The sequence below is a fragment of the Aeromicrobium sp. EU05-FHT14F07 genome (assembly GCF_058790455.1).
The window spans coordinates 1-22,912 of the sequence record NZ_JBYTCR010000005.1; the positions used below are offsets into that span (position 1 = coordinate 1).

General features: G+C 72.5%; 23 protein-coding genes and 1 riboswitch. Of the genes, 17 read left to right on the plus strand and 6 right to left on the minus strand.

Features of this window, described 5'->3' with window-relative positions:
- Nucleotides 1-259: 259 nt before the first annotated feature.
- Nucleotides 260-1,135, minus strand: a complete 876-nt coding sequence (gene ppk2, locus AC3WRM_RS06320; protein ID WP_492247827.1) for a polyphosphate kinase 2 — start codon at nt 1,133-1,135, stop codon at nt 260-262.
- 109 nt (nt 1,136-1,244) lie between these two features.
- On the opposite strand from ppk2, the gene gatC reads away from it, so the two are divergent.
- From gatC to AC3WRM_RS06340, 4 genes are read left to right on the plus strand one after another with little or no spacing between them, the layout of a single operon-like run.
- The gene (gene gatC, locus AC3WRM_RS06325) at nt 1,245-1,544 is read left to right on the plus strand and encodes an Asp-tRNA(Asn)/Glu-tRNA(Gln) amidotransferase subunit GatC (RefSeq protein ID WP_492247666.1); all 300 of its coding nucleotides are present in this window, start codon (nt 1,245-1,247) and stop codon (nt 1,542-1,544) included.
- A 1-nt stretch (nt 1,545) separates the two neighbouring features.
- Nucleotides 1,546-3,039, plus strand: a complete 1,494-nt coding sequence (gene gatA, locus AC3WRM_RS06330; RefSeq protein WP_492247667.1) for an Asp-tRNA(Asn)/Glu-tRNA(Gln) amidotransferase subunit GatA — start codon at nt 1,546-1,548, stop codon at nt 3,037-3,039.
- The gene (gene gatB, locus AC3WRM_RS06335; RefSeq protein WP_492247668.1) at nt 3,036-4,544 is read left to right on the plus strand and encodes an Asp-tRNA(Asn)/Glu-tRNA(Gln) amidotransferase subunit GatB; all 1,509 of its coding nucleotides are present in this window, start codon (nt 3,036-3,038) and stop codon (nt 4,542-4,544) included. The genes gatA and gatB overlap by 4 nt, the downstream gene beginning before the upstream one ends.
- A 7-nt stretch (nt 4,545-4,551) precedes the next feature.
- On the plus strand, nt 4,552-5,244 hold the full coding sequence (locus AC3WRM_RS06340; RefSeq protein ID WP_492247669.1) for a SanA/YdcF family protein: 693 nt from the start codon (nt 4,552-4,554) through the stop codon (nt 5,242-5,244).
- A 64-nt stretch (nt 5,245-5,308) separates the two neighbouring features.
- Here the strand turns inward: AC3WRM_RS06340 and AC3WRM_RS06345 are convergent, their stop codons facing one another.
- Nucleotides 5,309-6,205 (minus strand): alpha/beta fold hydrolase, encoded by an 897-nt coding sequence (locus AC3WRM_RS06345; protein WP_492247670.1) that lies wholly within the window; start codon nt 6,203-6,205, stop codon nt 5,309-5,311.
- A gap of 67 nt (nt 6,206-6,272) precedes the next feature.
- Entirely contained in the window at nt 6,273-7,124 is an 852-nt protein-coding gene (locus tag AC3WRM_RS06350; RefSeq protein WP_492247671.1) for an ATP-grasp domain-containing protein, read from the minus strand.
- A gap of 56 nt (nt 7,125-7,180) precedes the next feature.
- On the opposite strand from AC3WRM_RS06350, the gene AC3WRM_RS06355 reads away from it, so the two are divergent.
- Nucleotides 7,181-7,867, plus strand: a complete 687-nt coding sequence (locus AC3WRM_RS06355; RefSeq protein WP_492247672.1) for a SatD family protein — start codon at nt 7,181-7,183, stop codon at nt 7,865-7,867.
- Here AC3WRM_RS06355 and AC3WRM_RS06360 read toward each other — a convergent pair.
- Nucleotides 7,861-8,433: a Pycsar system effector family protein gene (locus AC3WRM_RS06360; protein WP_492247673.1), complete on the minus strand. Its 573-nt coding sequence runs from the start codon at nt 8,431-8,433 to the stop codon at nt 7,861-7,863. The genes AC3WRM_RS06355 and AC3WRM_RS06360 overlap by 7 nt on opposite strands.
- Before the next feature lie 136 nt (nt 8,434-8,569).
- Here AC3WRM_RS06360 and AC3WRM_RS06365 point away from each other — a divergent pair, with 136 nt between their 5' ends.
- From AC3WRM_RS06365 to AC3WRM_RS06410, 10 genes are all read left to right on the plus strand, one after another.
- Complete coding sequence (locus tag AC3WRM_RS06365; protein ID WP_492247674.1) at nt 8,570-9,169, plus strand: hypothetical protein; 600 nt, start codon at nt 8,570-8,572, stop codon at nt 9,167-9,169.
- Nucleotides 9,170-9,211: 42 nt separating this feature from the next.
- Complete coding sequence (ilvD, locus tag AC3WRM_RS06370) at nt 9,212-10,930, plus strand: dihydroxy-acid dehydratase (protein ID WP_492247675.1); 1,719 nt, start codon at nt 9,212-9,214, stop codon at nt 10,928-10,930.
- Nucleotides 10,930-12,381: an SDR family NAD(P)-dependent oxidoreductase gene (locus AC3WRM_RS06375; protein ID WP_492247676.1), complete on the plus strand. Its 1,452-nt coding sequence runs from the start codon at nt 10,930-10,932 to the stop codon at nt 12,379-12,381. The genes ilvD and AC3WRM_RS06375 overlap by 1 nt, the downstream gene beginning before the upstream one ends.
- A gap of 878 nt (nt 12,382-13,259) precedes the next feature.
- A complete protein-coding gene (locus AC3WRM_RS06380; protein WP_492247677.1) occupies nt 13,260-15,047 on the plus strand; it encodes an acetolactate synthase large subunit in 1,788 nt (595 codons plus the stop codon).
- Nucleotides 15,048-15,078: 31 nt separating this feature from the next.
- Nucleotides 15,079-15,612, plus strand: coding sequence for an acetolactate synthase small subunit (ilvN, locus tag AC3WRM_RS06385; protein WP_492247678.1), 534 nt, complete (start codon nt 15,079-15,081; stop codon nt 15,610-15,612).
- A gap of 37 nt (nt 15,613-15,649) precedes the next feature.
- Nucleotides 15,650-16,675 (plus strand): ketol-acid reductoisomerase, encoded by a 1,026-nt coding sequence (gene ilvC / locus AC3WRM_RS06390; protein WP_492247679.1) that lies wholly within the window; start codon nt 15,650-15,652, stop codon nt 16,673-16,675.
- A gap of 106 nt (nt 16,676-16,781) precedes the next feature.
- Nucleotides 16,782-16,875: riboswitch (TPP riboswitch) on the plus strand.
- Nucleotides 16,864-17,655, plus strand: a complete 792-nt coding sequence (gene thiM / locus AC3WRM_RS06395) for a hydroxyethylthiazole kinase (RefSeq protein ID WP_492247680.1) — start codon at nt 16,864-16,866, stop codon at nt 17,653-17,655. (Overlaps the previous riboswitch by 12 nt.)
- Nucleotides 17,652-18,305, plus strand: a complete 654-nt coding sequence (locus tag AC3WRM_RS06400) for a thiamine phosphate synthase (protein WP_492247681.1) — start codon at nt 17,652-17,654, stop codon at nt 18,303-18,305. Before thiM ends, AC3WRM_RS06400 begins: the two co-directional genes overlap by 4 nt.
- Nucleotides 18,302-19,105 (plus strand): bifunctional hydroxymethylpyrimidine kinase/phosphomethylpyrimidine kinase, encoded by an 804-nt coding sequence (gene thiD / locus AC3WRM_RS06405; RefSeq protein ID WP_492247682.1) that lies wholly within the window; start codon nt 18,302-18,304, stop codon nt 19,103-19,105. Before AC3WRM_RS06400 ends, thiD begins: the two co-directional genes overlap by 4 nt.
- Entirely contained in the window at nt 19,102-19,752 is a 651-nt protein-coding gene (locus tag AC3WRM_RS06410) for a TenA family protein (protein WP_492247683.1), read from the plus strand. The genes thiD and AC3WRM_RS06410 overlap by 4 nt, the downstream gene beginning before the upstream one ends.
- A gap of 77 nt (nt 19,753-19,829) precedes the next feature.
- Here the strand turns inward: AC3WRM_RS06410 and yczR are convergent, their stop codons facing one another.
- The gene (gene yczR / locus AC3WRM_RS06415; RefSeq protein ID WP_492247684.1) at nt 19,830-21,260 is read right to left on the minus strand and encodes a MocR-like transcription factor YczR; all 1,431 of its coding nucleotides are present in this window, start codon (nt 21,258-21,260) and stop codon (nt 19,830-19,832) included.
- A 120-nt stretch (nt 21,261-21,380) separates the two neighbouring features.
- On the opposite strand from yczR, the gene AC3WRM_RS06420 reads away from it, so the two are divergent.
- Both AC3WRM_RS06420 and yczE read left to right on the plus strand, forming a co-directional pair.
- Complete coding sequence (locus AC3WRM_RS06420; protein ID WP_492247685.1) at nt 21,381-21,521, plus strand: hypothetical protein; 141 nt, start codon at nt 21,381-21,383, stop codon at nt 21,519-21,521.
- Nucleotides 21,509-22,129, plus strand: coding sequence for a membrane protein YczE (gene yczE, locus AC3WRM_RS06425; RefSeq protein ID WP_492247686.1), 621 nt, complete (start codon nt 21,509-21,511; stop codon nt 22,127-22,129). The genes AC3WRM_RS06420 and yczE overlap by 13 nt, the downstream gene beginning before the upstream one ends.
- Here the strand turns inward: yczE and AC3WRM_RS06430 are convergent.
- A complete protein-coding gene (locus AC3WRM_RS06430) occupies nt 22,110-22,673 on the minus strand; it encodes an O-methyltransferase (RefSeq protein WP_492247687.1) in 564 nt (187 codons plus the stop codon). The two genes, yczE and AC3WRM_RS06430, sit on opposite strands and share 20 nt — an antisense overlap.
- Nucleotides 22,674-22,912: the final 239 nt, after the last annotated feature.

Genomic DNA, 22,912 nt, shown 5'->3' on the forward strand with positions numbered 1-22,912 from the left:
GCCCGAGACCCGAAGCCGACCCCCACCCAGCCGCCCGGTCGAGGCCCTTTCGGAGACCACCCCCAGCGAAGGCCGAGCCAGCGCACCAGCACGACGAGTCCACCTGCGGCAGCGCACCAGCACGACGAGTCCACCTGCGGCAGCGCACCAGCACGACGAGTCCACCTGCGGCAGCGCACCAGCAGGACGAGACCCCCGCAGCCAGCGCACCAGCACGACGAGACCCCCGCAGCCAGCGCACCAGCAGGACGAGACGCCCTCAGTCGACGTCGGCGGAGTCGGGGTCGAACAGGTCGGCGGCGGCGCCGACGACGAGGGGGTCGGGGGTGCGGACGACGTCGTGGTCCTTGCCGGGGTAGTCGAAGCGGTGCAGCACGTGACGCATGGCCTCGAGGCGGGCGCGCTTCTTGTCGTTGCTCTTCACGACGGTCCAGGGGGAGTGCTTGGTGTCCGTCCGGCGGAACATGGCCTCCTTGGCGTCGGTGTAGGCGTCCCACTTGTCGAGGGAGGCGAGGTCCATCGGTGAGAGCTTCCACTGACGGACGGGGTCGATCTGCCGGATGGTGAACCGGGTGAGCTGCTCGGCCCGCGACACGGAGAACCAGAACTTCACGACGTGGATGCCGTCGTTGACGAGCATCTTCTCGAACGCCGGGGCCTGCTTGAGGAACTCGGTGTACTGCTCGGGCGTGCAGAAGCCCATCACCCGCTCGACCCCGGCGCGGTTGTACCAGGAGCGGTCGAAGAAGGTGATCTCGCCCGATGTCGGGAGGTGGTAGACGTAGCGCTGGAAGTACCACTGGCCCTGCTCGCGGTCGGTCGGCTTCACCAGCGCGACGACGCGAGCGCCGCGCGGGTTCAGGTGCTCCGTGAAGCGCTTGATGGTGCCGCCCTTGCCGGCCGCGTCGCGCCCCTCGAACAGCAGCACCAGACGCTGCCCGGAGTCCTTGACCCAGCTCTGCAGCTTGATCAGCTCGATCTGCAGCAGACGCTTCTCCAGCTCGTACGTGTCCCGGTCGAGCCGCTCGGCGTACGGGTAGCCCTCGCGCCACGTGTCCACGGCGAGGCCGCGGGCGTCGAGGAGCACGGGGTCGTCGTCGTCGGAGTCGTCGACGGAGTAGGCGGACAGCTGCATCGCGCTGTGGGTCTCGAGCACGACGCGGAGCGTAGGGGACGCCGGTGAACGTGAGGTGACGCCTCACTACGATGGGTCGGTACCCGCACCCCAGCCGCAAGGGAGACGCATGTCGTCGGCCATCTCGCGTGAGGACGTCGCCCACCTGGCGAGCCTCGCGCGCATCTCGCTCAGCGAGGACGAGCTCGATCGGCTGGGCGCCGAGCTGCCCGCCATCCTCGACCACGTCGCCGCGGTCCAGGAGGCCGCGAGCGCCGACGTGCCCGCCATGAGCCACCCCGTGCCGATCGACAACGTCTTCCGCGACGACGTCGTCCGTCCGGGTCTCACACCCGACGAGGCCCTCGCGGGCGCGCCGGCCAGCGAGGAGCAGCGCTTCCTCGTGCCGCAGATCCTGGGGGTGGACTGACATGAGCGACCCCGTCCGCCTGAAGGCCGCCGAGATCGCCGAGGCGCTCGGCGACGGCAGCCTGACGTCCGTCGACGTCACGCAGGCCCACCTCGACCGGATCGCCGACGTCGACGACCGGCTCGGCGCGTTCCTGCACGTCGACCCCGAGGGGGCGCTGGCCACCGCAGCCGACGTCGACGCGCGCCGCGCCGCCGGCGAGACGCTCCCGACGCTGGCCGGCGTGCCGGTGGCCGTGAAGGACCTCATCAACACGGTCGGCCAGCCCACGACCGCCGGCTCGCGGATCCTCGAGGGCTGGGTGCCCCCGTACGACGCCACCGTCGTCACGCGTCTGCGCGCCGCCGGGCTGCCGATCCTCGGCAAGACCAACCTCGACGAGTTCGCGATGGGCTCGTCGAACGAGCACTCGGCCTACAAGCCCGCCCGCAACCCGTGGGACACCGAGCGCATCCCCGGCGGCTCGAGCGGTGGGTCGGCCGCCGCCGTCGCCGGCTACGAGGCACCGCTGGCGCTGGGCACCGACACGGGCGGCTCGATCCGTCAGCCCGGTGCCATGACCGGCATCGTCGGCGTCAAGCCGACGTACGGCGGGGTCTCCCGGTACGGCGTCATCGCCATGGCGAGCAGCCTCGACCAGGTCGGTCCGATGGCCCGCTCCGTGCTCGACGCCGCCCTCCTGCACGAGGTGCTCGCCGGTCACGACCCGAGGGACTCCACCAGCCTGGACGCCCCGGTGCCGTCGGTCGTCGACGCCGCACGCCGCGGCGACGTCACGGGACTGCGGGTCGGCGTCGTCAAGGAGCTGGGCGGCGAGGGCTTCCAGCCCGGCGTCCAGCAGCGCTTCGACGAGACGGTCGAGCTGCTCGCGCAAGCGGGCGCCGAGGTCGTCGAGGTCTCGTGCCCGAGCTTCGAGCACGGCATCGCCGCCTACTACCTCGTCATGCCGAGCGAGGTGTCGAGCAACCTGGCCCGCTTCGACGCGATGCGCTACGGCCTGCGGGTCACGCCCGACGGCCCGCCCGCGAGCGCCGAGCAGGTCATGGCCGCCAGCCGTGATGCCGGCTTCGGCGACGAGGTCAAGCGACGCATCATCCTGGGCACCTACGCGCTGTCGAGCGGCTACTACGACGCCTACTACGGCTCGGCCCAGAAGGTGCGCACCCTGGTCGCACGTGACTTCGCGGCGGCCTTCGAGCAGGTCGACGTGCTCGTCTCGCCCACCACGCCCACCACGGCCTGGCGGCTGGGGGAGAAGAGCGACGACCCCCTCGCGATGTACCTCGAGGACGTCGCGACCATCCCCGCCAACCTGGCCGGCGTGCCGGGGCTGAGCCTGCCGGTCGGCCTCGCGAGCGACACCGGGCTGCCCGTGGGCGTGCAGGTGCTCGCGCCCGCGCTCGCCGACGACCGTCTCTACAACGTCGGCGCGGCCCTCGAGCGGCTCGTCGACGCACCCGTCCTCGCCGACATCGACGCAGGAGCCGCCCGATGAGCACGCAGACCAGCACGCCCGCCCTCGTCCCGTTCGAGCGGGCGATCGAGCGGTACGACCCCGTGCTCGGGCTCGAGGTCCACGTCGAGCTCAGCACCGCCACGAAGATGTTCTGCGGCTGTGCCACGGCGTTCGGGGCCGAGCCGAACACCCAGGTGTGCCCGGTGTGCCTCGGCCTGCCCGGTGCCCTGCCCGTCGTGAACGCGAAGGCCGTCGAGTCGGCCATCCGCATCGGTCTCGCGCTCAACTGCGAGATCGCCGAGTGGTGCCGGTTCGCGCGGAAGAACTACTTCTACCCGGACATGCCGAAGAACTTCCAGACGTCGCAGTACGACGAGCCGATCGCGTTCGACGGCTACGTCGACCTCGACGTCGAGGGTGAGACCTTCCGCATCGAGGTCGAGCGCGCGCACATGGAGGAGGACACCGGCAAGTCGCTGCACGTCGGTGGCGCGACTGGTCGCATCCACGGTGCCGACCACTCGCTGCTCGACTACAACCGGGCCGGGATCCCGCTCATCGAGATCGTCACGCGCACGATCGAGGTGCCGGCCGAGAAGGCTCCGGCCGTCGCGCGCGCCTACGTCCAGCACCTGCGCGACCTCATGGTGGCGCTCGACGTCTCCGACGCCCGGATGGACCAGGGCTCGCTGCGCGCCGACGTCAACCTGTCGCTCAAGCCGAAGGGCTCCGCGACGCTCGGCACCCGCAGCGAGACCAAGAACGTCAACTCCTTCCGCTCGGTCGAGCGGGCCGTGCGCTTCGAGGTCTCGCGGCACGCGGGCGTGCTCGACGCCGGCCAGAGCATCCTGCAGGAGACCCGGCACTTCCACGAGGCCGACGGCTCGACCTCGCCGGGACGTCCGAAGTCCGACGCGGACGACTACCGCTACTTCCCCGAGCCCGACCTCGCTCCGGTGTCGCCGTCGCGGGAGTGGGTCCAGGAGCTGCGCGGCACCCTCCCGGAGCCGCCGGCGGAGCGTCGCAAGCGGCTGCAGTCCGAGTGGGGCTTCTCCGACCTCGACATGCGCGACACCGTGGGCGCGGGGGCGCTGGAGCTCGTGGTCGCCACGGTGGCCGCCGGCGCCACGCCGGCGGCGGCGAAGAAGTGGTGGCTGGGTGAGCTGGCCCGGCGCGCCAACGAGGCGGGCGTGGGTCTGGACGAGCTGGGCGTCACGCCCGAGCAGGTCGCGGGGGTGCAGGCGCTCATCGACGAGGGCCGCGTCAACGACAAGCTGGCCCGGCAGGTGCTCGAGGGCGTCCTGGCGGGGGAGGGCTCGCCCGAGGAGGTCGTGACCGCCCGCGGGCTGGAGGTCGTCTCCGACGACGGTGCCCTCGGCGCGGCGGTCGACGCCGCCATCGCCGCCAACCCCGACGTCGCGCAGAAGATCCGCGACGGCAAGGTGCAGGCCGCCGGTGCGCTCATCGGCGCCGTGATGAAGGAGATGCGCGGCCAGGCCGACGCCGGCCGGGTGCGCGAGCTGATCCTCGAGAAGCTCGCCTGAGGGCCCCGTGACGACGCACGAGGGCGAGGACGTCGGCCGACGTCCCAGGTCGTGGTCACGGCTCCTGCTGACGGCCGCCGTCGCCCTCGCCGTCCTCGTGGTCGTGCTGGTCGTCGTCGCGAACCTGCTGGTCGTGGGCCGCGCCTCGGATCGGATGACGCGCGAGGTCGACGACCTCGACGCGGCCCAGGTCGCCATCGTGCCGGGGGCAGGTGTCTACCCCGACGGTTCCCTGGGACGTCCCGTCGAGCAGCGTGTGCGCGCCGCCGTGGAGCTCTACGACCGGGGACTCGTCGAGAAGATCCTGCTGTCGGGCGACAACGGCACCCCGACCTACAACGAGCCCGACGCCATGCGCGACGCGGTGCTCGAGGCCGGCGTGCCCGCCTCCGACGTGTTCACCGACTACGCCGGGTTCAGCACGTGGCACACGATGCGACGGGCCCGCGACGTCTTCGAGGCCGACACCGCGATCGTCGTCACCCAGGGCGTCTACGCGGCCCGCACGGTCGACCTCGGCGTCGCGGCCGGGCTCGACGTCCAGGGCTACGTGGTCAGCGAGGGCGGCCGGCGCTCGCGCGAGTGGCTCGCCCGCGTGCGTGGGCTCGGCGAGGCCACGTTCCGCCCGCGGGTCACGCCCGGGCCGACGATCCCGATCACCGGCGACGGTCGCACGTCGTGGGCGGACGACCCAGCCTGACGACCCAGCCTGACGACCCGGCCTGACGATCTGGCCTGACGAACCGGTCCGACGTCCGCCGGTCTCACGACGTGCGGAGCGCCTCGATCCGCTCGAGCAGGAGCTGCAGCTCCTCGAGCACGACGTCGGGGTGCTCGACGGGGATGAAGTGGGTCGCGTCGAGCTCGCGGTAGCGGGAGCGCCTGACGTTCTGCGACGCCGTGTACATGTCGCGCGCCCCGGTGAGGACGTCCCAGCGGCCCGAGACGAACGTGGTCGGCACGTCGATGCTGGAGAGCCGCACCCGGGCGTGCTGGGACACACCGAGGGCGAGTCGGGCGTACCAGGCGGGGTGCGTGGTGAAGAACTCCTTGACCATGGCCTGCAGGTCGGCCGTGTCGGCGACGGGGTCGATGAGCCGGGCCCGGCGCAGCAGGTCCGTCGTCGAGCGGGTCCAGGGGAGGCGGGTGGTCACCGGCGCGAGGCCGTGACCGGTCACCGTCGTCACCCGGGCGAGACCGACCATCAGCTGCCGGGCCAGGAACGGCGGGACGTGCAGGGGGGCGAGCATCGTCCCGAACGTGTTGCCCGGGACCCCCGCGACGGCCAGGATGCCCTCGACGCGCTCCGGGTGGCGCCCCGCGAGCTCGAAGGCCACCGTCACGCCGGTCGACCAGCTCAGCACGGGCGCGGACTCCAGGCCCGCGTCGTCCATCACGGCGAGCGCGTCCTCGACGAAGGAGTCGAGGTCGACGCGACCGTCCGCCGGACGGGCCGAGCCTCCGACGCCGCGATGGTTCCAGGAGACGATCCGCACGCCGCAGTCCGGGCTCAGCAGGGTGGGCCAGGCGTACGGGTTGGTGCCGAGGCCGTTGCACAGCAGCACGGTCGGTCCGTCGGCGTCGTTGGTCCAGGCGCGCAGCCGCGTGCCGTCGGCGCTGGTGACGTCGTGGAAGCGCACGAGGCCCGGGGTCTGGCTCACGGGCGTCGATCCTGCCTGCTCGCGGGGGTGTCCGCAACGCGTTCGGCCGAACTCGACGGCGTGGTCCTCACCCGGACAGCCGTGCCTCGAGGGCGTCGGCGAAGGTCGCGGCGCCCGTCGGGGTGTGCGGCAGGAAGAACGACGGCTCCGTCAGCTCGAGCTCCATGAGGCGTGGCCGCCCGTCGGGCCCGGTCACGACGTCGACCCGGGCGTACAGGAGCTCGTGCCCGGTGAGCTCGCGTGCCACGCGCACCGTGTGCCGGGCGAAGGCCACCTGGTCGGCGGACGGCTCACGCGGCCCGATGTCCTCCTTCAGCTCCGGGAGGCTCCGGGGGTCGTCGCCGCGGGCCAGGAGGGCGCCCTTGCGGAAGGCGTGCGACACGGTCTCGCCGAAGAGCAGGATGCCCGTCTCGCCCTCGGTGTCGACGGCGTCCACGTAGGGCTGCGTCATCGTGGGACGACCGACGTCGAGGAGGCGACGGCTGTGGGCGACGGCCTGCTCGGGGTCGCTCCAGCGGGCGGTGTCGGCCGCGCCGGCCGAGACGGTCGGCTTCACCACCCACTCGTCGGCCTCCGGCAGGTCGGCGACGGAGCGCACGGACCACGCCGTGGGCACGACGGCGACGCCGGCCTCGTCGAGGCCGCGCAGGTACGTCTTGTCGGTGTTCCACCGCAGCACGGACGCCGGGTTGGCGAGCCGCGGCACCTCCTCGGCCCACGTGAGGAACTCCGCGCGCCGAGGCACGTAGTCCCAGCAGGAGCGGACGACGACGAGGTCGTAGGCGGCCCAGTCGACCTCGGGGTCGTCCCAGACGGCCGTCTGCGCATCGATCCCGCGGGCGGTCACGGCCGCGGTGAGCAGGGGCAGGTCGGGGTCGTGGTGTCGGAAGTCCTTCCCGACGGCCCAGGCGATACGCATGAACCCATGATGTCAGGAGCAGGTAATGTCTTACCTGAAGGCATAGACTTACCTGTATGGCAGAGCTGCGGACGCGGGTGACGATGATCGTCGACCTCGTCGGCTCCCGCCGGCACGCGGACCGCGCCTGGGTGCACCGGGCGTTCACGGAGGCGCTGGCCGCCGTCAACCGTGCGGTTCCCGCCGAGCAGCCGCTCGAGCCGACGGTCGGCGACGAGGCGCAGGCTCGCTACGCCACGGTCGAGGAGGCGCTGAGGTCCTCGCTGCTCCTGCGCCTCGAGCTCCCGGAGGAGCTCGACGCCCGCACCGGTGTCGGGGTGGGCCCCGTGCAGCACCTCGGGCAGGGTGCGGTCGGCCTGCTGCAGGACGGTCCGGGGTGGTGGGCCGCCCGGGACGCCATCAACGAGGCGAAGGCTCGCGAGACCGGGCGTGACCGCACGCTGCGGACCTGGTACGTCGTCGCCGACGGGGTGCCGTTCGGCCCCGAGCACCCGGACCCGGCGCACGTCGACGCCTTCCTGCTGCTGCGCGACGAGATCGTCAGCGGCATGCTGCCGCGGTCGCGTCGGCTGCTCCGGGGCGTGCTGGACGGCAGGACGCAGGCCGACCTCGCGGAGGAGGAGGGCATCAGCGCCTCCGCGGTCTCGCAGAACCTGCGCCGCAGCGGCGCCTACGCGGTGCTGCACGCCCACGACCTGCTGCTGCACGGCACGGTCCTCACGCCTCCTGTCGCCGGTCAGTAGCCCACCAGTCCTGCGAGCAGGAAGAAGGGCACGGACGCGCCGGCCAGACGCATCGCCACGCGCACCCAGTGGTACTTGCGCGCCACGATCCGCGACAGCTCGTAGAGCTGGTGCCGGGTGCGGGCGGGCAGGGTCGGCGGCTGGGCGTCGAGCGAGGCGTCGAGGGCCTCCCGGGAGTCGAAGGCGGCGACGTGGCCCCAGTAGTACACCTGCGGCGAGGGCGGCGGCACGGTGAACCGCGGCCAGACGGCGAGCGCCGCCGCGCCGACGGACCCGGCGGCGAGCAGGGCGCCGACGTACCAGACGGCTCGCCCGCCGACGCTGAGCTCGGCGGGGCTCCAGTCCCGCGCGATGAGGCCGGCGAGGAGGGCCCCGAACCCGATGCCGAGCACGGCGAGCACCATCGACGCCTTGTGGTCGGCGGCGCCCACCTCGTTGCGAGCCTCGGCGAGGATGCTCAGCTCCACCTCGATCGCCTCGACCGGTGCGTCGACGGGAGCCTCGGCGGACGGCTCCAGCGGTGCGGGTGGGTCAGCGGCCGAGGGGTCGGCGGGCCGGTCGGTCATGGTGCTCCTCTCCGCCGTCATCGTGCCACGAGGGTCGGACGCCCCTCGCCCGGCGCGGTCCTCGGGAACGGCCCATGATCAAGCCTGCATACCTGATATACGTGAATCAAGCCTCAAGGCTTGATAGGGTGGGGACATGTTCGCCCTCACGCTCGACCAGCGCCGGAGCCGGCAGACGGCCGACGGGGTCCCCGCCCTCCTGCGCAGGTTGGACGGGACGCCGACGGTGCGTGGCTTCGAACGCACCGTCGGCGACGAGGTGCAGGCCCTCGTGGACGACCCCGTGACCGCGGTCGACGTCGTGGTGCTGGTCGCCCGAGCCCAGCGCTGGTGGGTCGGGGTCGGGGTCGGCGACGTCGAGACCCCGCTGCCGACGTCGGTGCGGGCCGCCCGAGGGCCTGCGCTGTACGCCGCCCGGACGGCGGTCGAACGTGCGGCGCGCTGCACCGCGGGCGTCGCGCTCGACGTGGGGACGGGCCGCGACGAGGCGGCCGGCACCGACGCCGAGACCGCGCTGCAGGTGCTGGCGCGGCTCGTCGCCGACCGGTCGACGGACGGGCAGCAGGCCGTCGACGTGCTCGAGCGGCACACCACGCAACGGGCCGCGGCGCAGGAGCTCGGGATCACCCCCCAGGCCATGAGCGCAAGGCTCCAGGTGGCCCGCCGCGACGACGAGCAGCGGCTGCGCGACCTTGCCGCGCGGCTGCTCGCGCGGGCCGACGGTGCGGCGACGTGACCAGCGGACGCCGCCGAGCCGCCCGGTCGTAGGATCAGCCCCATGCCCAGCGAGACCCCCGAACGCCGACCCGCCCCGACGCCGGAGCCCGGCGTCGACATCAAGCCCCGCAGTCGCGACGTCACCGACGGTCTCGAGAAGACCGCCGCGCGCGGCATGCTGCGTGCGGTGGGCATGGGCGACGAGGACTGGCCGAAGCCGCAGGTCGGCGTCGCGTCGAGCTGGAACGAGATCACGCCCTGCAACCTCTCCCTCGACCGACTCGCCAAGGCGGTCAAGACCGGTGTGCACGCGGCCGGCGGCTACCCCCTGGAGTTCGGCACCATCAGCGTCTCCGACGGCATCAGCATGGGTCACGAGGGCATGCACTTCTCGCTCGTCAGCCGCGAGATCATCGCCGACTCCGTCGAGACCGTGATGATGGCCGAGCGGCTCGACGGCTCGGTGCTCCTGGCCGGCTGCGACAAGAGCCTGCCCGGCATGCTCATGGCCGCGGCGCGCCTCGACCTGTCCAGCGTGTTCCTCTACGCCGGCTCGATCATGCCCGGCAACGTCGACGGCAAGGACGTCACGATCATCGACGCCTTCGAGGCCGTCGGCGCGTGCATCAAGGGACTCATCACCCGCGAGGAGGTCGACCGCATCGAGCGGGCGATCTGTCCCGGCGAGGGTGCCTGCGGCGGCATGTACACCGCCAACACGATGGCCTCCGCCGCGGAGGCGCTCGGCATGAGCCTGCCCGGCTCGGCCGCCCCGCCCGCGCCGGACCGTCGCCGTGACGACTACGCCGCCAAGTCGGGCGAGGCCGTCGTCGAGCTGCTCCGCCGAGGCATCACCACCCGCGACATCATGACGCTCGAGGCGTTCGAGAACGCCATCACGGTCGTGATGGCGCTCGGCGGCTCCACCAACGCGGTGCTGCACCTGCTCGCCATCGCCCGCGAGGCGGGCGTGCCGCTCACGCTCGACGACTTCAACCGCGTCGGCGACAAGGTCCCGCACCTCGGCGACCTCAAGCCGTTCGGTCGCTACGTCATGAACGACGTCGACAAGGTCGGCGGCATCCCGGTCATCATGAAGGCGCTGCTCGACGCCGGCCTCATGCACGGCGACGTGATGACGGTGACCGGTCGCACCATGGCCGAGAACCTCGCCGACATCGACCTCGGCCTCGACGGCGACATCATCCGCCCGCTCGACGCGCCCATCCACAAGACCGGTGGGCTCACGATCCTGCGCGGCTCCCTCGCACCTGAGGGCGCCGTCGTGAAGAGCGCCGGGTTCGACTCCGACGTCTTCCGGGGCACGGCCCGGGTGTTCGACGGCGAGCGGGCCGCGATGGACGCGCTCGAGGACGGCACGATCACCGCCGGCGACGTCGTGGTCATCCGCAACGAGGGGCCGAAGGGCGGACCGGGCATGCGCGAGATGCTGGCCATCACGGGCGCCATCAAGGGCGCCGGCCTCGGCAAGGACGTCCTGCTGCTCACCGACGGCCGCTTCTCGGGCGGGACCACCGGACTGTGCGTCGGCCACGTCGCCCCCGAGGCTGTCGACGGCGGACCCATCGCGTTCGTGCGCGACGGCGACCCGATCACGCTCGACGTCGCGAACCGCACTCTCGAGGTCGAGATCGACGACGACGAGCTGGAGCGTCGCAAGGTCGGCTGGGAGCCCGCGGCCCCGAAGTACACGTCCGGCGTGCTCGCCAAGTACCGCAAGCTCGTCAGCTCCGCGGCGCACGGCGCCGTCACCGGGTAGTGCCCGACTTCAGCGACGAGGAGCTCGCGACCGCCCTCAAGGTCCTCGGCGAGGCGCAGTTCCTGGGCGAGGACGACGAGGCGTACGTCGCGCTGCGTCGTGCCTGCGGTGCGTTCTACAAGGACGTCAAGAAGCAGCGGCGGCGCGCGGCCCGCGAGGCGACGGCCGCCGCCGACCGCGAGGTCGTCGAGCGCACCGCGACCGGCTCGGCCCAGCGCATCGACGACGAGACGGCGGGCATCGCGCTGACCTCGACGGCGCGCGGCGCCACGGCGGGGGTCCTCCAGGTGCCCCGCGGGTGCTACATCTGCAAGCGCAAGTTCACGCTGGTCGACGCCTTCTACCACCAACTGTGCCCCGAGTGCGCGGCCATGAGCCACGCCAAGCGCGACGCCCGGACCGACCTGACCGGCCGGCGGGCGCTCCTGACGGGGGGACGGGCCAAGATCGGCATGTACATCGCGCTGCGGCTGCTCCGCGACGGTGCGGAGACCACCATCACGACCCGCTTCCCGCGGGACGCGGTGCGACGGTTCGCGAGCCTGCCCGACAGCGCCGACTGGATGCACCGGCTGCGGGTCGTGGGCATCGACCTGCGTGACCCCGCCCAGGTGGTCGGGCTGGCCGACGACCTCGCAGCGCGCGGGCACCTCGACATCATCATCAACAACGCGGCGCAGACGGTCCGGCGCTCGCCGGGCGCCTACGGTCCGCTGGCGGAGGCTGAGAACGTGCCCCTGCCTCCCGGATTGAGCCACGAGACCGGGGGACCGGAGCTCGTCACCTTCGGCCACACGAGCGATCTGCACCCGGCCGCGCTGGTCGGCTCGGTCGAGTCGCACCCCGTGCTGGCCGCCGACGCGGTCACCGCCGACCGGCTCTCCGAGCGGCTCGAAGAGGCGATGACGGCAGGGTCGGCCGACCTCGACCGCATCGACGCCGGCGGGCTCGTGCCCGACGTCGTCGACACCAACAGCTGGGTGCAGACGGTGTCCGAGGTCGACGCCCTCGAGCTCCTCGAGGTCCAGCTCTGCAACCAGACGGCCCCGTTCATCCTCATCAGCCGGCTGCGCCCCTCGCTCGCCGCATCGCCCGCGCGACGGACCTACGTCGTCAACGTCTCGGCGATGGAGGGCCAGTTCTCCCGCCGGTACAAGGGTCCGGGCCACCCGCACACGAACATGAGCAAGGCCGCGCTGAACATGCTCACCCGCACGAGCGCGGGGGAGATGCTCGAGACCGACGGGATCCTCATGACAGCCGTCGACACCGGCTGGATCACCGACGAACGCCCCCACACCACCAAGGTCCGGCTCGCGCAGGAGGGGTTCAAGGCCCCCCTCGACCTCGTCGACGGAGCGGCCCGCGTGTACGACCCGATCGTGCGCGGCGAGGCGGGCGAGGACGTTCACGGCGTCTTCCTCAAGGACTACGCCGTCTCGCCCTGGTGAGGTCGGGACTCGTCCGGCGGGTGCGTCGGTGGGGCTTGTCTCTCGGGTGGGGCTGCGCTGGCGCGGCTTGTCGTGGGTGTGGTCTCCGAAAGGGCCTCGACCGGGCGGCTGGCGGGCCGGTGGGCTGGGTTCTCGGGCTGTGGCTCGCGGTGGACGCAAGATTCTGCGTTTGCGTGTGCCGGCGGTGGGTCTGCCACCTTCTGAGCGCTGTTCAGGTGGCGGATCCACCGCTGACGGGGCCAGGGGTGTGAAGGATTCTTCCTTCTCGTGGAACGGTCCACGAGAAGGAAGAATCCTTCGTCTCCCCAACGCAAAGGGCACCCAAGATTCTGCATTCGCGCGTTCGAGACCGGAGGCTTCTGCGTTCACTACGGGATCCCGTCGCAAACGCAGCATCCTTCGAGTCCCAGCGCACGAACGCAGATCCTTGCGTCCCACAGCGGGAGCCCCAGCCCGAGACCCGAAGCCGACCCACGCTCAGCCGCCCGGTCGAGGCCCTTTCGGAGACCACACCCACGAGAACCCGCAGCAACGCAGCCCTTCCGCCACGAGGAGCCACGCCGACGCAGCCCCACCCGAATAAGAAGCCGCAGCAGCGCAGCCCCACCCGAGCAGTAGCCCCCGTCCGGATGCTGGTACGTCTTGTCTCAGAACTTGACCACGTCGCGCGAGAGGGCGAGACTGTCGAGGTGCTGTTCACCCGCCTTGTCGTAGACGACTGACGCGACGACCCGCCGTCTCGCGTCACCCTCCGTGCGCCATCATTGGCCGGGGGGTTTTTTCATGCGAGGGGACAGGACGCCGTCCGGCGACACGCCGGGGCCGACCAGCACGCAGCACACCCACCGGGCACGACCAGACGAGATGAGGACGAAGCGATGACGGAAGTGGTCACGAGGCCGAGCAGCGACACGCTGACGGGCGCCCAGAGCCTCGTCCGGTCGCTCGAGCACGCCGGTGTCGAGGTCATCTTCGGCATCCCCGGCGGCGCGATCCTCCCCGCCTACGACCCGCTCTTCGACTCGAGCATCCGGCACGTGCTGGTGCGCCACGAGCAGGGCGCGGGCCACGCGGCGCAGGGCTACGCCATGGTCACCGGTCGGGTCGGCGTCTGCATGGCCACCTCCGGCCCCGGCGCGACGAACCTCGTCACGGCCATCGCCGACGCCTACATGGACTCCGTGCCGATCGTCGCGATCACCGGCCAGGTGTCGTCGAGCCTCATCGGCACCGACGGCTTCCAGGAGGCCGACATCCGCGGCATCACGATGCCGATCACCAAGCACAGCTACCTCGTGACCGACCCCGCCGACATCCCCACCGTCGTCGCGGAGGCGTTCCACATCGCCAGCACCGGCCGTCCCGGACCGGTCCTCGTCGACGTCGCGAAGGACGCGCTGCAGGCCACCACGACCTTCCACTGGCCGAACGAGCTCGCGCTGCCGGGCTACCGTCCCACCACGCGCCCCCACGGCAAGCAGGTGCGTGAGGCAGCACGTCTCATCGCCGCCGCGGAGCGCCCGGTGCTCTACGTGGGCGGCGGCGTCATCAAGGCCGACGCCGCGGCCGAGCTGGCGATGCTCGTCGAGCTCACCGGCATCCCGGTCGTCACCACGCTCATGGCGCGCGGCGCGTTCCCCGACAGCCACGAGCTGCACCTCGGCATGCCGGGCATGCACGGCACGGTCGCCGCCGTGGCCGCCCTGCAGAAGTCCGACCTGCTGATCTCGCTCGGCGCCCGCTTCGACGATCGCGTCACCGGCCAGCTGGAGACCTTCGCGCCCGGCGCCAAGGTCATCCACGCCGACATCGACCCCGCCGAGATCGGGAAGAACCGCGAGGTCGACGTGCCCATCGTGGGCGACTGCCGCGAGGTCATCGCCGACCTCGTCGTCACGCTGCGCAAGCAGGCCGACGAGACCGGCACCCAGGGCGACTACAGCGCCTGGCGCCAGCAGATGCTCGCGGTCAAGGGCAAGTTCCCCGTCGCCTACGACACACCCGGCGAGGGCCTCGCGCCCCAGACCGTGATCGAGCGCATCAGCGCCATCGCGGGCCCCGAGGCCACCTACGTCGCAGGCGTCGGCCAGCACCAGATGTGGGCCACGCACTTCATCGACTTCGAGCGCCCGCGCCAGTGGCTCAACTCCGGCGGTGCCGGCACCATGGGCTACTCGGTGCCCGCTGCGATGGGCGCGCAGGTCGGCCTGCCCGGCTCCGTCGTGTGGGCGATCGACGGCGACGGCTGCTTCCAGATGACCAACCAGGAGCTCGCCACCTGCGCGCTCGAGGGCATCCCGATCAAGGTCGCCGTCATCAACAACTCCTCGCTGGGCATGGTGCGCCAGTGGCAGACCCTGTTCTACGAGGGCCGCTACTCCAACACCGACCTCAACACCGGCCCGGAGTCGATCGGCGCGCGCCGCATCCCCGACTTCGTCAAGCTCGCCGACGCGTACGGCTGCGTCGGCCTGCGGTGCGACAGCCCCGACCAGCTCGACGCCACCATCGAGCAGGCCATGGCCATCACCGACCGCCCGGTCGTCATCGACTTCGTGGTCGAGCGCGACGCGATGGTCTGGCCGATGGTCGCCGCCGGCACCAGCAACGACGACATCAAGATCGCGCGCGACCTCGCGCCCGAGTGGGAGGACGAGGACCTGTGAGCGATCGACAGCGAGAGGCCCGGGAGACCGCATGACCACCCAGCACACCCTCAGCGTCCTGGTGGAGAACACGCCCGGCGTGCTCGCGCGCGTCTCGAGCCTGTTCATGCGCCGCGGGTTCAACATCGACTCCCTCGCGGTCGGCCCCACCGAGATCCCCGAGATCTCCCGCATGACGATCGTCGTGAACGTCGACGAGCTGCCGCTGGAGCAGGTCACCAAGCAGCTCAACAAGCTCGTCAACGTCCTCAAGATCGTCGAGCTCGACTCGTCCTCCGCCGTGGAGCGCGAGCTCATGCTCATCAAGGTCCGCACCGACGCCCAGACCCGCGGCCAGGTGCTCGAGACCGTCCAGCTGTTCCGCGCCAAGGTGGTCGACGTGTCCACGGACGCCGTCACCATCGAGGCCACCGGCGACTCCGGCAAGCTCACGGCCATGCTCAACGTGCTCGAGCCGTTCGGCATCCGCGAGATCGCCCAGTCCGGTCGCGTCGCGATCGGACGCGGCGCCCGCTCGATCACCGACCGCACGCTGCGGACGGTGCCGGGCCACCAGAGCGCCTGAACCACCCCGAACCCCACCACGACACAGGAGAAAACCAGTGGCCGAGCTGTTCTACGACGACGACGCAGACCTCAGCATCATCCAGGGCAAGCAGGTGGCCGTCATCGGCTACGGCAGCCAGGGGCACGCGCACGCCCTCAACCTGCGCGACTCGGGCGTCGACGTCCGCATCGGCCTGGCCCCGGGCTCCAAGAGCCGCGAGAAGGCCGAGGCCGAGGGCCTGCGCGTCCTCGACGTCGCCGAGGCCGTGGAGGAGGCCGACGTCATCGTCGTGCTGACCCCGGACCAGGTCCAGCGCCACGTGTACGCCGAGTCGATCGAGCCGAACCTCGTCGACGGCGACGCCCTCGTCTTCGGCCACGGCTTCAACATCCGCTACGGCTACGTCAAGCCCCCGGCCGGCGTCGACGTGCTGCTCGTCGCCCCGAAGGCGCCCGGCCACACCGTGCGCCGCGAGTTCGTCGCCGGACGCGGCATCCCCGACATCATCGCGGTCGAGCAGGACGCCACGCACGGCGCCTGGGACCTCGCCCTGTCCTACGCGAAGGCGATCGGCGGCACCCGCGCCGGCGTCATCAAGACGACCTTCACCGAGGAGACCGAGACCGACCTCTTCGGCGAGCAGGCCGTGCTCTGCGGTGGCATGTCCCACCTCGTGCAGGCCGGGTTCGAGACCCTCACCGAGGCCGGCTACCAGCCGGAGATCGCCTACTTCGAGGTGCTCCACGAGCTCAAGCTCATCGTCGACCTCATGTGGGAGGGCGGCATCGCCAAGCAGCGCTGGAGCATCTCCGACACGGCCGAGTACGGCGACTACGTGTCCGGCCCCCGCGTCATCGACGCCTCGGTCAAGGAGCGCATGCAGGCCGTCCTCGCCGACATCCAGGACGGCACCTTCGCCAAGCGCTTCATCGACGACCAGGACAACGGCGCCGCCGAGTTCCTCGCCCTGCGCGAGCAGGAGGCCCAGCACCCCATCGAGGCCACCGGCAAGGTGCTGCGCTCCCACTTCTCGTGGAAGCAGCAGGATGCCGACTACGTCGAGGGCTCTGCAGCTCGTTGACGGCTCCGGCGTCGGGGCTGCTCGTTGACGCCTCCGGCGTCGGGGCCGCTCGTTGACCCCGACCCCACGAAGGCCCCCGTCCACCGGACGGGGGCCTTCGCTATGGTCGACGTGTCCGGGGTGCCCCGCAGGGGCTGAGATGACACCCGCCGAACCTGATCCGGTTAGCACCGGCGCGAGGGAGACACATGGATCCGACGTCTGCCGTCACGACGGCCCTGCGCGAGCGGACCCCGCTCGTCCAGTGCCTCACGAACTACGTCTCGATGGACCTGGCGGCCAACGTGCTGTCCGCCGCGGGCGCCTCGCCCGCGATGGTCCACGACCCCCACGAGTCCGCCGAGATGGCAGGGCTCGCCGACGCCGTCTGCGTCAACATCGGCACGCCGTCCCCACGGTGGGCCGACGGCATGCGCCTCGCCGCCGAGCGGGCGCACGACGACGCCACGCCGTGGGTGCTCGACCCTGTCGCCGTCGGCGCCACGGCCTACCGCCGCGAGCTCGTCGCCGACCTGCTCCAGCACCGCCCCACCGTCGTGCGGGGCAACGCGGGGGAGGTGCTGACGCTCGCCGGCGCCCTCGGCGGCTCGCGCGGCGTCGACAGCATCGCCAGCGCGCACGACGCGCACGACGCGGCCGTGCTCGTCGCCCGCGAGCACGGCTGCGTCGTCGTGGTGAGCGGCGAGGTCGACGTCGTCACCGACGGCGACCGCACGCTCCACGTGGTCGGCGGCCACCCGTGGATGCCGATGATCACCGCGCTCGGCTGCTCGTCGAGCGCCCTCGTCGCCGCGGCCTGTGCCGTCGTCGACGACCCGCTCGAGGCTGCTGCGGGAGCCATGGGCCTGCTGGCGGCCTCCGGCACCTCGGCGGCCGAGGTCGCGCAGGGTCCGGGCAGCCTGCGGGTCGCGCTGGTCGACCGGCTGGCCGACCCTCACGGGCTGGAGCTCGTCGGACGCGTCCGTCCGGTGCCGGCATGAGGGGCGGGCCCGACCTCCGCCTCTACCTCGTCACGGACCCGTCGTTCGGCGTCGACCTGCGCCGGGTGGTCGTCCCCGCGGTCGAGGGCGGTGTCACCTGCGTGCAGGTCCGCGACAAGCGGGCCTCGCCGGCCCAGGTCCGTGCCCAGGTGATCCTGCTGCGCGAGGCGCTCGCCGGCTCGGGCGTGCCCGTGCTCGCGAACGACCACGTCCTCCCGGAGGCCGACGGGGTGCACGGGGGACGCGCGGACGCCCACCCGACGGTGCTGCGGGCGGCGACCGGCCCCGACGCCGTCGTGGGCTGGTCGGTCGGGACCCTCGAGCAGCTCGACGACGCGGCAGCCCTGGCTGCGTGCACCTACGTGGCCGTGAGTCCCGTCCACGACACGCCCACGAAGGACGACACGGGGCCGCCCCTCGGTCTCGCCGGCGTCGCCTCGGTGGCGGTCCGGGTGGGTGGACGGCTCCCCGTCGTCGGCATCGGCGGCCTGGACGAGACCACGGCGGGGCCGGCCGTGCGCGCGGGGCTCGACGGCGTCGCCGTGGTGCGCGCGGTGGGCGCCGACCCCGACCCGCGGGCCGCCGCCGCTCGGCTGCGTCGGGTCGTCGACGCGGCTCTCGCCGCCCGCCGCGAGGAGGCGTCGGCATGACGGGACGTGAACCGGTGGTGCTGACCGTCGCGGGGTCCGACCCGTCCGGGGGAGCGGGCATCCAGGCCGACCTCAAGACGGCCACGGCCCTCGGCGTGTACGGGGCCAGCGTCGTGACCGCCGTGACCGTGCAGGACACGACCGGCGTGCGCGGGGTGCACGAGGTGCCGCTCGACGTCGTCCGCGGCCAGCTCGAGGCGGTGCTCGAGGACCTCGACGTCCGCGTGGTCAAGGTGGGCATGCTGGGCTCGCCGGAGCTGGTCGAGCTGGTCGCCGAGCTGCTCGCCGACGTGCCCGCGCTCGTCGTCGACCCCGTCATGGTCTCGACGTCCGGCCACCGGCTGCTGCCGCGCGAGGCCGAGGCGGCGGTGCGCGACCTCCTGCTCCCGCGCGCGACCCTGGTGACGCCGAACCTGCCGGAGGCCGCGGTGCTCTCGGGCCTGCCCGCCGCGACCGACCCTGACGCGCTGGCGCGGGCGCTGCTCGCCCTGGGCCCTGGTGCCGTCCTCCTGAAGGGCGGCCACGGCGACGGGCCGGCGAGCGACGACCTGCTCGTCGAGCGTCGCGGCAGCACCTGGTTCCGCGCGCCGCGGATCGACACCCCGCACACCCACGGCACCGGGTGCACGCTCTCGGCCGCGGTCGCGACGAGGCTGGCCCTCGGTGACCCGCTGGTCGAGGCGGTCGGCGCCGCGAAGGCCTACCTCGCAGAGGCGCTGGCGTCGGGTGCGCGCAGGAGCGTCGGGCGCGGCCGGGGACCCGTGGACCACCTCGTCCGTCTGCGGGCGGTGACCTCGTGAGCACCTCGTTCTCCGCACGGGCCTGGGCGCACGTGGCCGACCGCTACGCCGACGTCTGCCGGCACCCGTTCGTCACCGGCCTGGCCGACGGGACGCTGCCCGACTCCGTGTTCGCCCACTACCTGGCCGACGACGCGCACTACCTCGCCGGCTACGCGCGCACGCTCGCGAGGGTCGCGTCGCGGCTCCCCGACGTCGACGACGTCGGCGCCTGGGCCGGCTTCGCGGCAGGCGCCGTCGAGGCCGAGCGGTCGTTGCACGTGGGGGAGCTCGCACGGCGCGACGTCGACCCGGACTCCCACGATCCCTCCGCCGCGTGCCGCGCGTACGTGGGCATGCTCGCCGACCACGCAGCAGGGTCGCCCGTCGAGGTGGCGGTCGCCGCCGTGCTCCCGTGCTTCCGCGTGTACGCGGAGGTGGGGCAGCACCTGGCAGCGACCGCGGCCGACCTCGACTCCCACCCTTACGCCGCGTGGATCCGCACGTACGACGACCCGGCGTTCGCGGCGTCCGTGCTGCGGGCCGAGGCCACCGCCGACCGGCTGGCGGTCGACAGCCCGCATGTCGACCTCATGCTGGCCGCGTACGCCGACGCCACCGACCGCGAGTGGCACTTCTGGGACGCCTCCTGGCGCGCCACCACCTGACGACGTCCCCACGATTCGGTACGTCATCGCCCGAACCGTTGCGCGGAACGGGCGATGACGTACCGAATCGTGGGGGGTTAGGCGATGAGGTCGACGGCGGGACCCGTCGTGTCGCAGCGTCGGCCCGACGCGACGACGGACCACGCGCGGGCGAGCCGCTCGACCGCCTCGACGCCGACGTGCTCGGGCAAGGTGCACGGCAGGCGCAGGCGACGTTCGCCGGCGCTCGGCGCGCCCAGCGTGAACCGTGGCCCCGGGGTCAGGTGCAGCCCCTCCTGGGCGGCCGCCGCCACGAGCAGGCTCGAGGACCGGCTCGGCAGGCCGACCCACAGGTTCGGTCCGCCGGCGGGCACCGGGACCTCCCAGTCGGGCAACCGGTCGGCCAGCGCGTGGACCAGCGCCGACCGTTGGCCCCGCAGCCGGGTGACGGTCTCGTCGAAGAGGTGCCTGTGGTGCCGCAGCACCTCCGCGGCCACCAGCTGGTCGAACGCGGCCGTGCCGAGGTCGTGGCGCATGCGCGACTGCAGCAGCGCCGTGACGTGCCGACGGGGGGCGCGGATCCAGCCGATCCGCAGACCGCCCCACAGCACCTTCGACAGGGAGTCGACGACGATCGCGTCGGGGTCGTGGGCGGCGTACGACGTCGGCAGCCCCTCGCCGGCGAGGTCGAGACGACGCATCGACTCGTCCACGACCGTCAGCACGCCGTGGCGGCGCAGCGTCCGGGCGAGCCGCAGGCGTGTGCCCTCCGGCATCACCGCGCCGGTCGGGTTGTGGAAGTCGGGGATCAGGTACGCGGCGTCGACGTGCGGGGCCTTCGTCGCCGCCGCCTCCAGGTCCCACGGGTCGTCGCCGATCGGCAGGGGAGCGGTGCGGTACCCGAAACCGGTCAGCGACTCGACCCCGTGCGGGTACGACGTGCCCTCCACGAGGAGGCCGGCGCCGGGTCGTCCGAAGGTGCGCCCGACCAGGGAGATCGCCCCCTGGGCGCCGTTGGTGACGATCACCTGGTCCGGGTCGGTCGGGATGCCGGCCTGGGTGTACTCGGCGGCGACGAGCTCGCGCAGGGCGGGCAGGCCGTCGGGCAGGTAGCCCGACGTGGTGAGCAGCGACGGTAGCTGCTCGGCGGCCGCCTGGAACGCGCGGGTCAGGCCGGAGGGTCCCGTCGGTGCGGAGAAGGTCATCGCGATCGTGTCGGGGTCGTCGGGGTCGACGATGAGGCTGCTCGCCGTGGCCGACGTGGTGGGCACACGGAGCACGCTGCCGCTGCCCTGGCGGGAGTGCAGGACGCCACGACGTCGCAGCTCGTCGTACGCGCGCGTGGTGGTGGTGCGACTCAGCCCCATCGCCTGGGCGAGCGCGCGCTCGCTGGGCAGCCGCGTGCCGTCGAGCAGTCGACCGTCGACCACGAGCAGCCGGATGCTGTCGGCGAGGGTGCGGTAGGCCGGGCCCTCGGGGAGCGTGCCGATCAGCGCCGCGAGCCGGAAGGCGGAGGTACGGGGGTCCACCCGCCCAGCATGCCCCGACAATGGACCCGGATGAAAGGGCCATTCATGGCCAAGTGGCTGCAACCACCTCTCGTCGAGTGGCTCTGTCGCACCAGGCCACCGAGGCCCGAGCCTGGAGGCATGCTCCTCGTCCTCCTGCTGCTCCTGGCCTGCGTGCCCTCGGCGCTCGGCCTGTGCGCCGTGTCCCGCGACGGCTACGGCGTGCGTCCACCACCGGCCTCACGCCACGACCAGGAGGCGAGGCGGACATGGCCCCGATGACGCGCCGGCTCGGCCAGCTCGTGCTCGGCCTGTGGCTCTACGGCGCCACCATGGCCCTGATGGTCGAGTCCGGGCTGGGGCTCGACCCGTGGGACGTGTTCCACGAGGGACTCACCCACCACCTGCCGCTGACCTTCGGCCAGGTCGTGATCCTGGTCGGCGCCGTGGTCCTGCTCCTGTGGGTGCCGCTGCGCCAGCGTCCCGGCATCGGCACCGTGCTCAACGTGCTGCTCATCGGCGTCGCGGTCGACGTCACGCTCGCCTGGCTGCCGACGCCCGACCACGTCGCCGTGCAGGTGGCCTTCCTGCTGCTCGGCGTCGTGGGGAACGGGCTGGCCGGCGCCCTCTACATCGGCGCCGACCTCGGCACCGGCCCCCGCGACGGGCTCTGGACCGGGCTCGTGCGACGCACCGGCCGCAGCGTCCGGCAGGTCCGCACGGGTCTGGAGCTGGGCGTGCTCCTCGTGGGGTTCGTGCTCGGCGGGACGGTGGGCATCGGCACCGTCGTCTACGCGCTCGTGATCGGGCCCGTCGTGCAGCTGTTCCTGCCGTGGGTGCAGGTGCGCCGCGTCCGGGAGTCCCGTGAGGTCAGCGTCGCGTCGCGATGACGAGGGACGCACCCTCGTCGATGAGCAGCTCGACCGCGGCGAAGCGCTCGTCGGTGAGCCACTGCTCCCGCACGACGTCGACCTGGCCGTCGACGATCGGCGGCCAGTGGACGGACGGCGCGAAGTCGTCGAGGACGGCGATGCCGCCCGGCTCGAGCAGGTTCGCGAGGACGTCGATCTGCTCCATGACCTCGCGGACATCGACGAAGAGCAGCGAGAAGGGGGCGTGCTCCTCCAGCGCCGACCAGTCGCCCGCCACGATCTCGACGTTGTCGACGTCGGCGAAGATCTGCTGCACGTCGCCGGCGAGCGACGGGTCGAGCTCGGCGCTGACGATGCGGGCCTCCTTGCGCGCACCGCTGGAGAGCCACGCCGACCCGACGCCGGTGCCGGTGCCGAGCTCGGCCAGCGTGCCGGAGCGCGAGGCGGCGAGTGCGGCCAGGAGCCGTCCGGTCTCGTGCCGCGTCGACGTGATGAACCCACGCTGGCGCGCGAGGTCGAGGGACCGGGCGACGAGGTCGGGGATCTCCGCAGGCGCACTCACCCGGTCAGTGTGTCACCGCCGTCACGTCGGCCCGGCGGCGACGTCTCACCGACCGAGACACACGGCGTGGCGCTCCCGTCGTGCCGACGAGGGGTGGGTAGGGTGGTCCACATCATGCGGAAGCAGCTCGTAGTCATCGCTTGCCGCGGCGGGGCCTCCTAGGGCCACACCCTGCCGCGGAGTCCAGGCGTTGGCCCGACCGTTCCGCAGCAGGTCAGCTTCATCTCTCGTCGGGACCA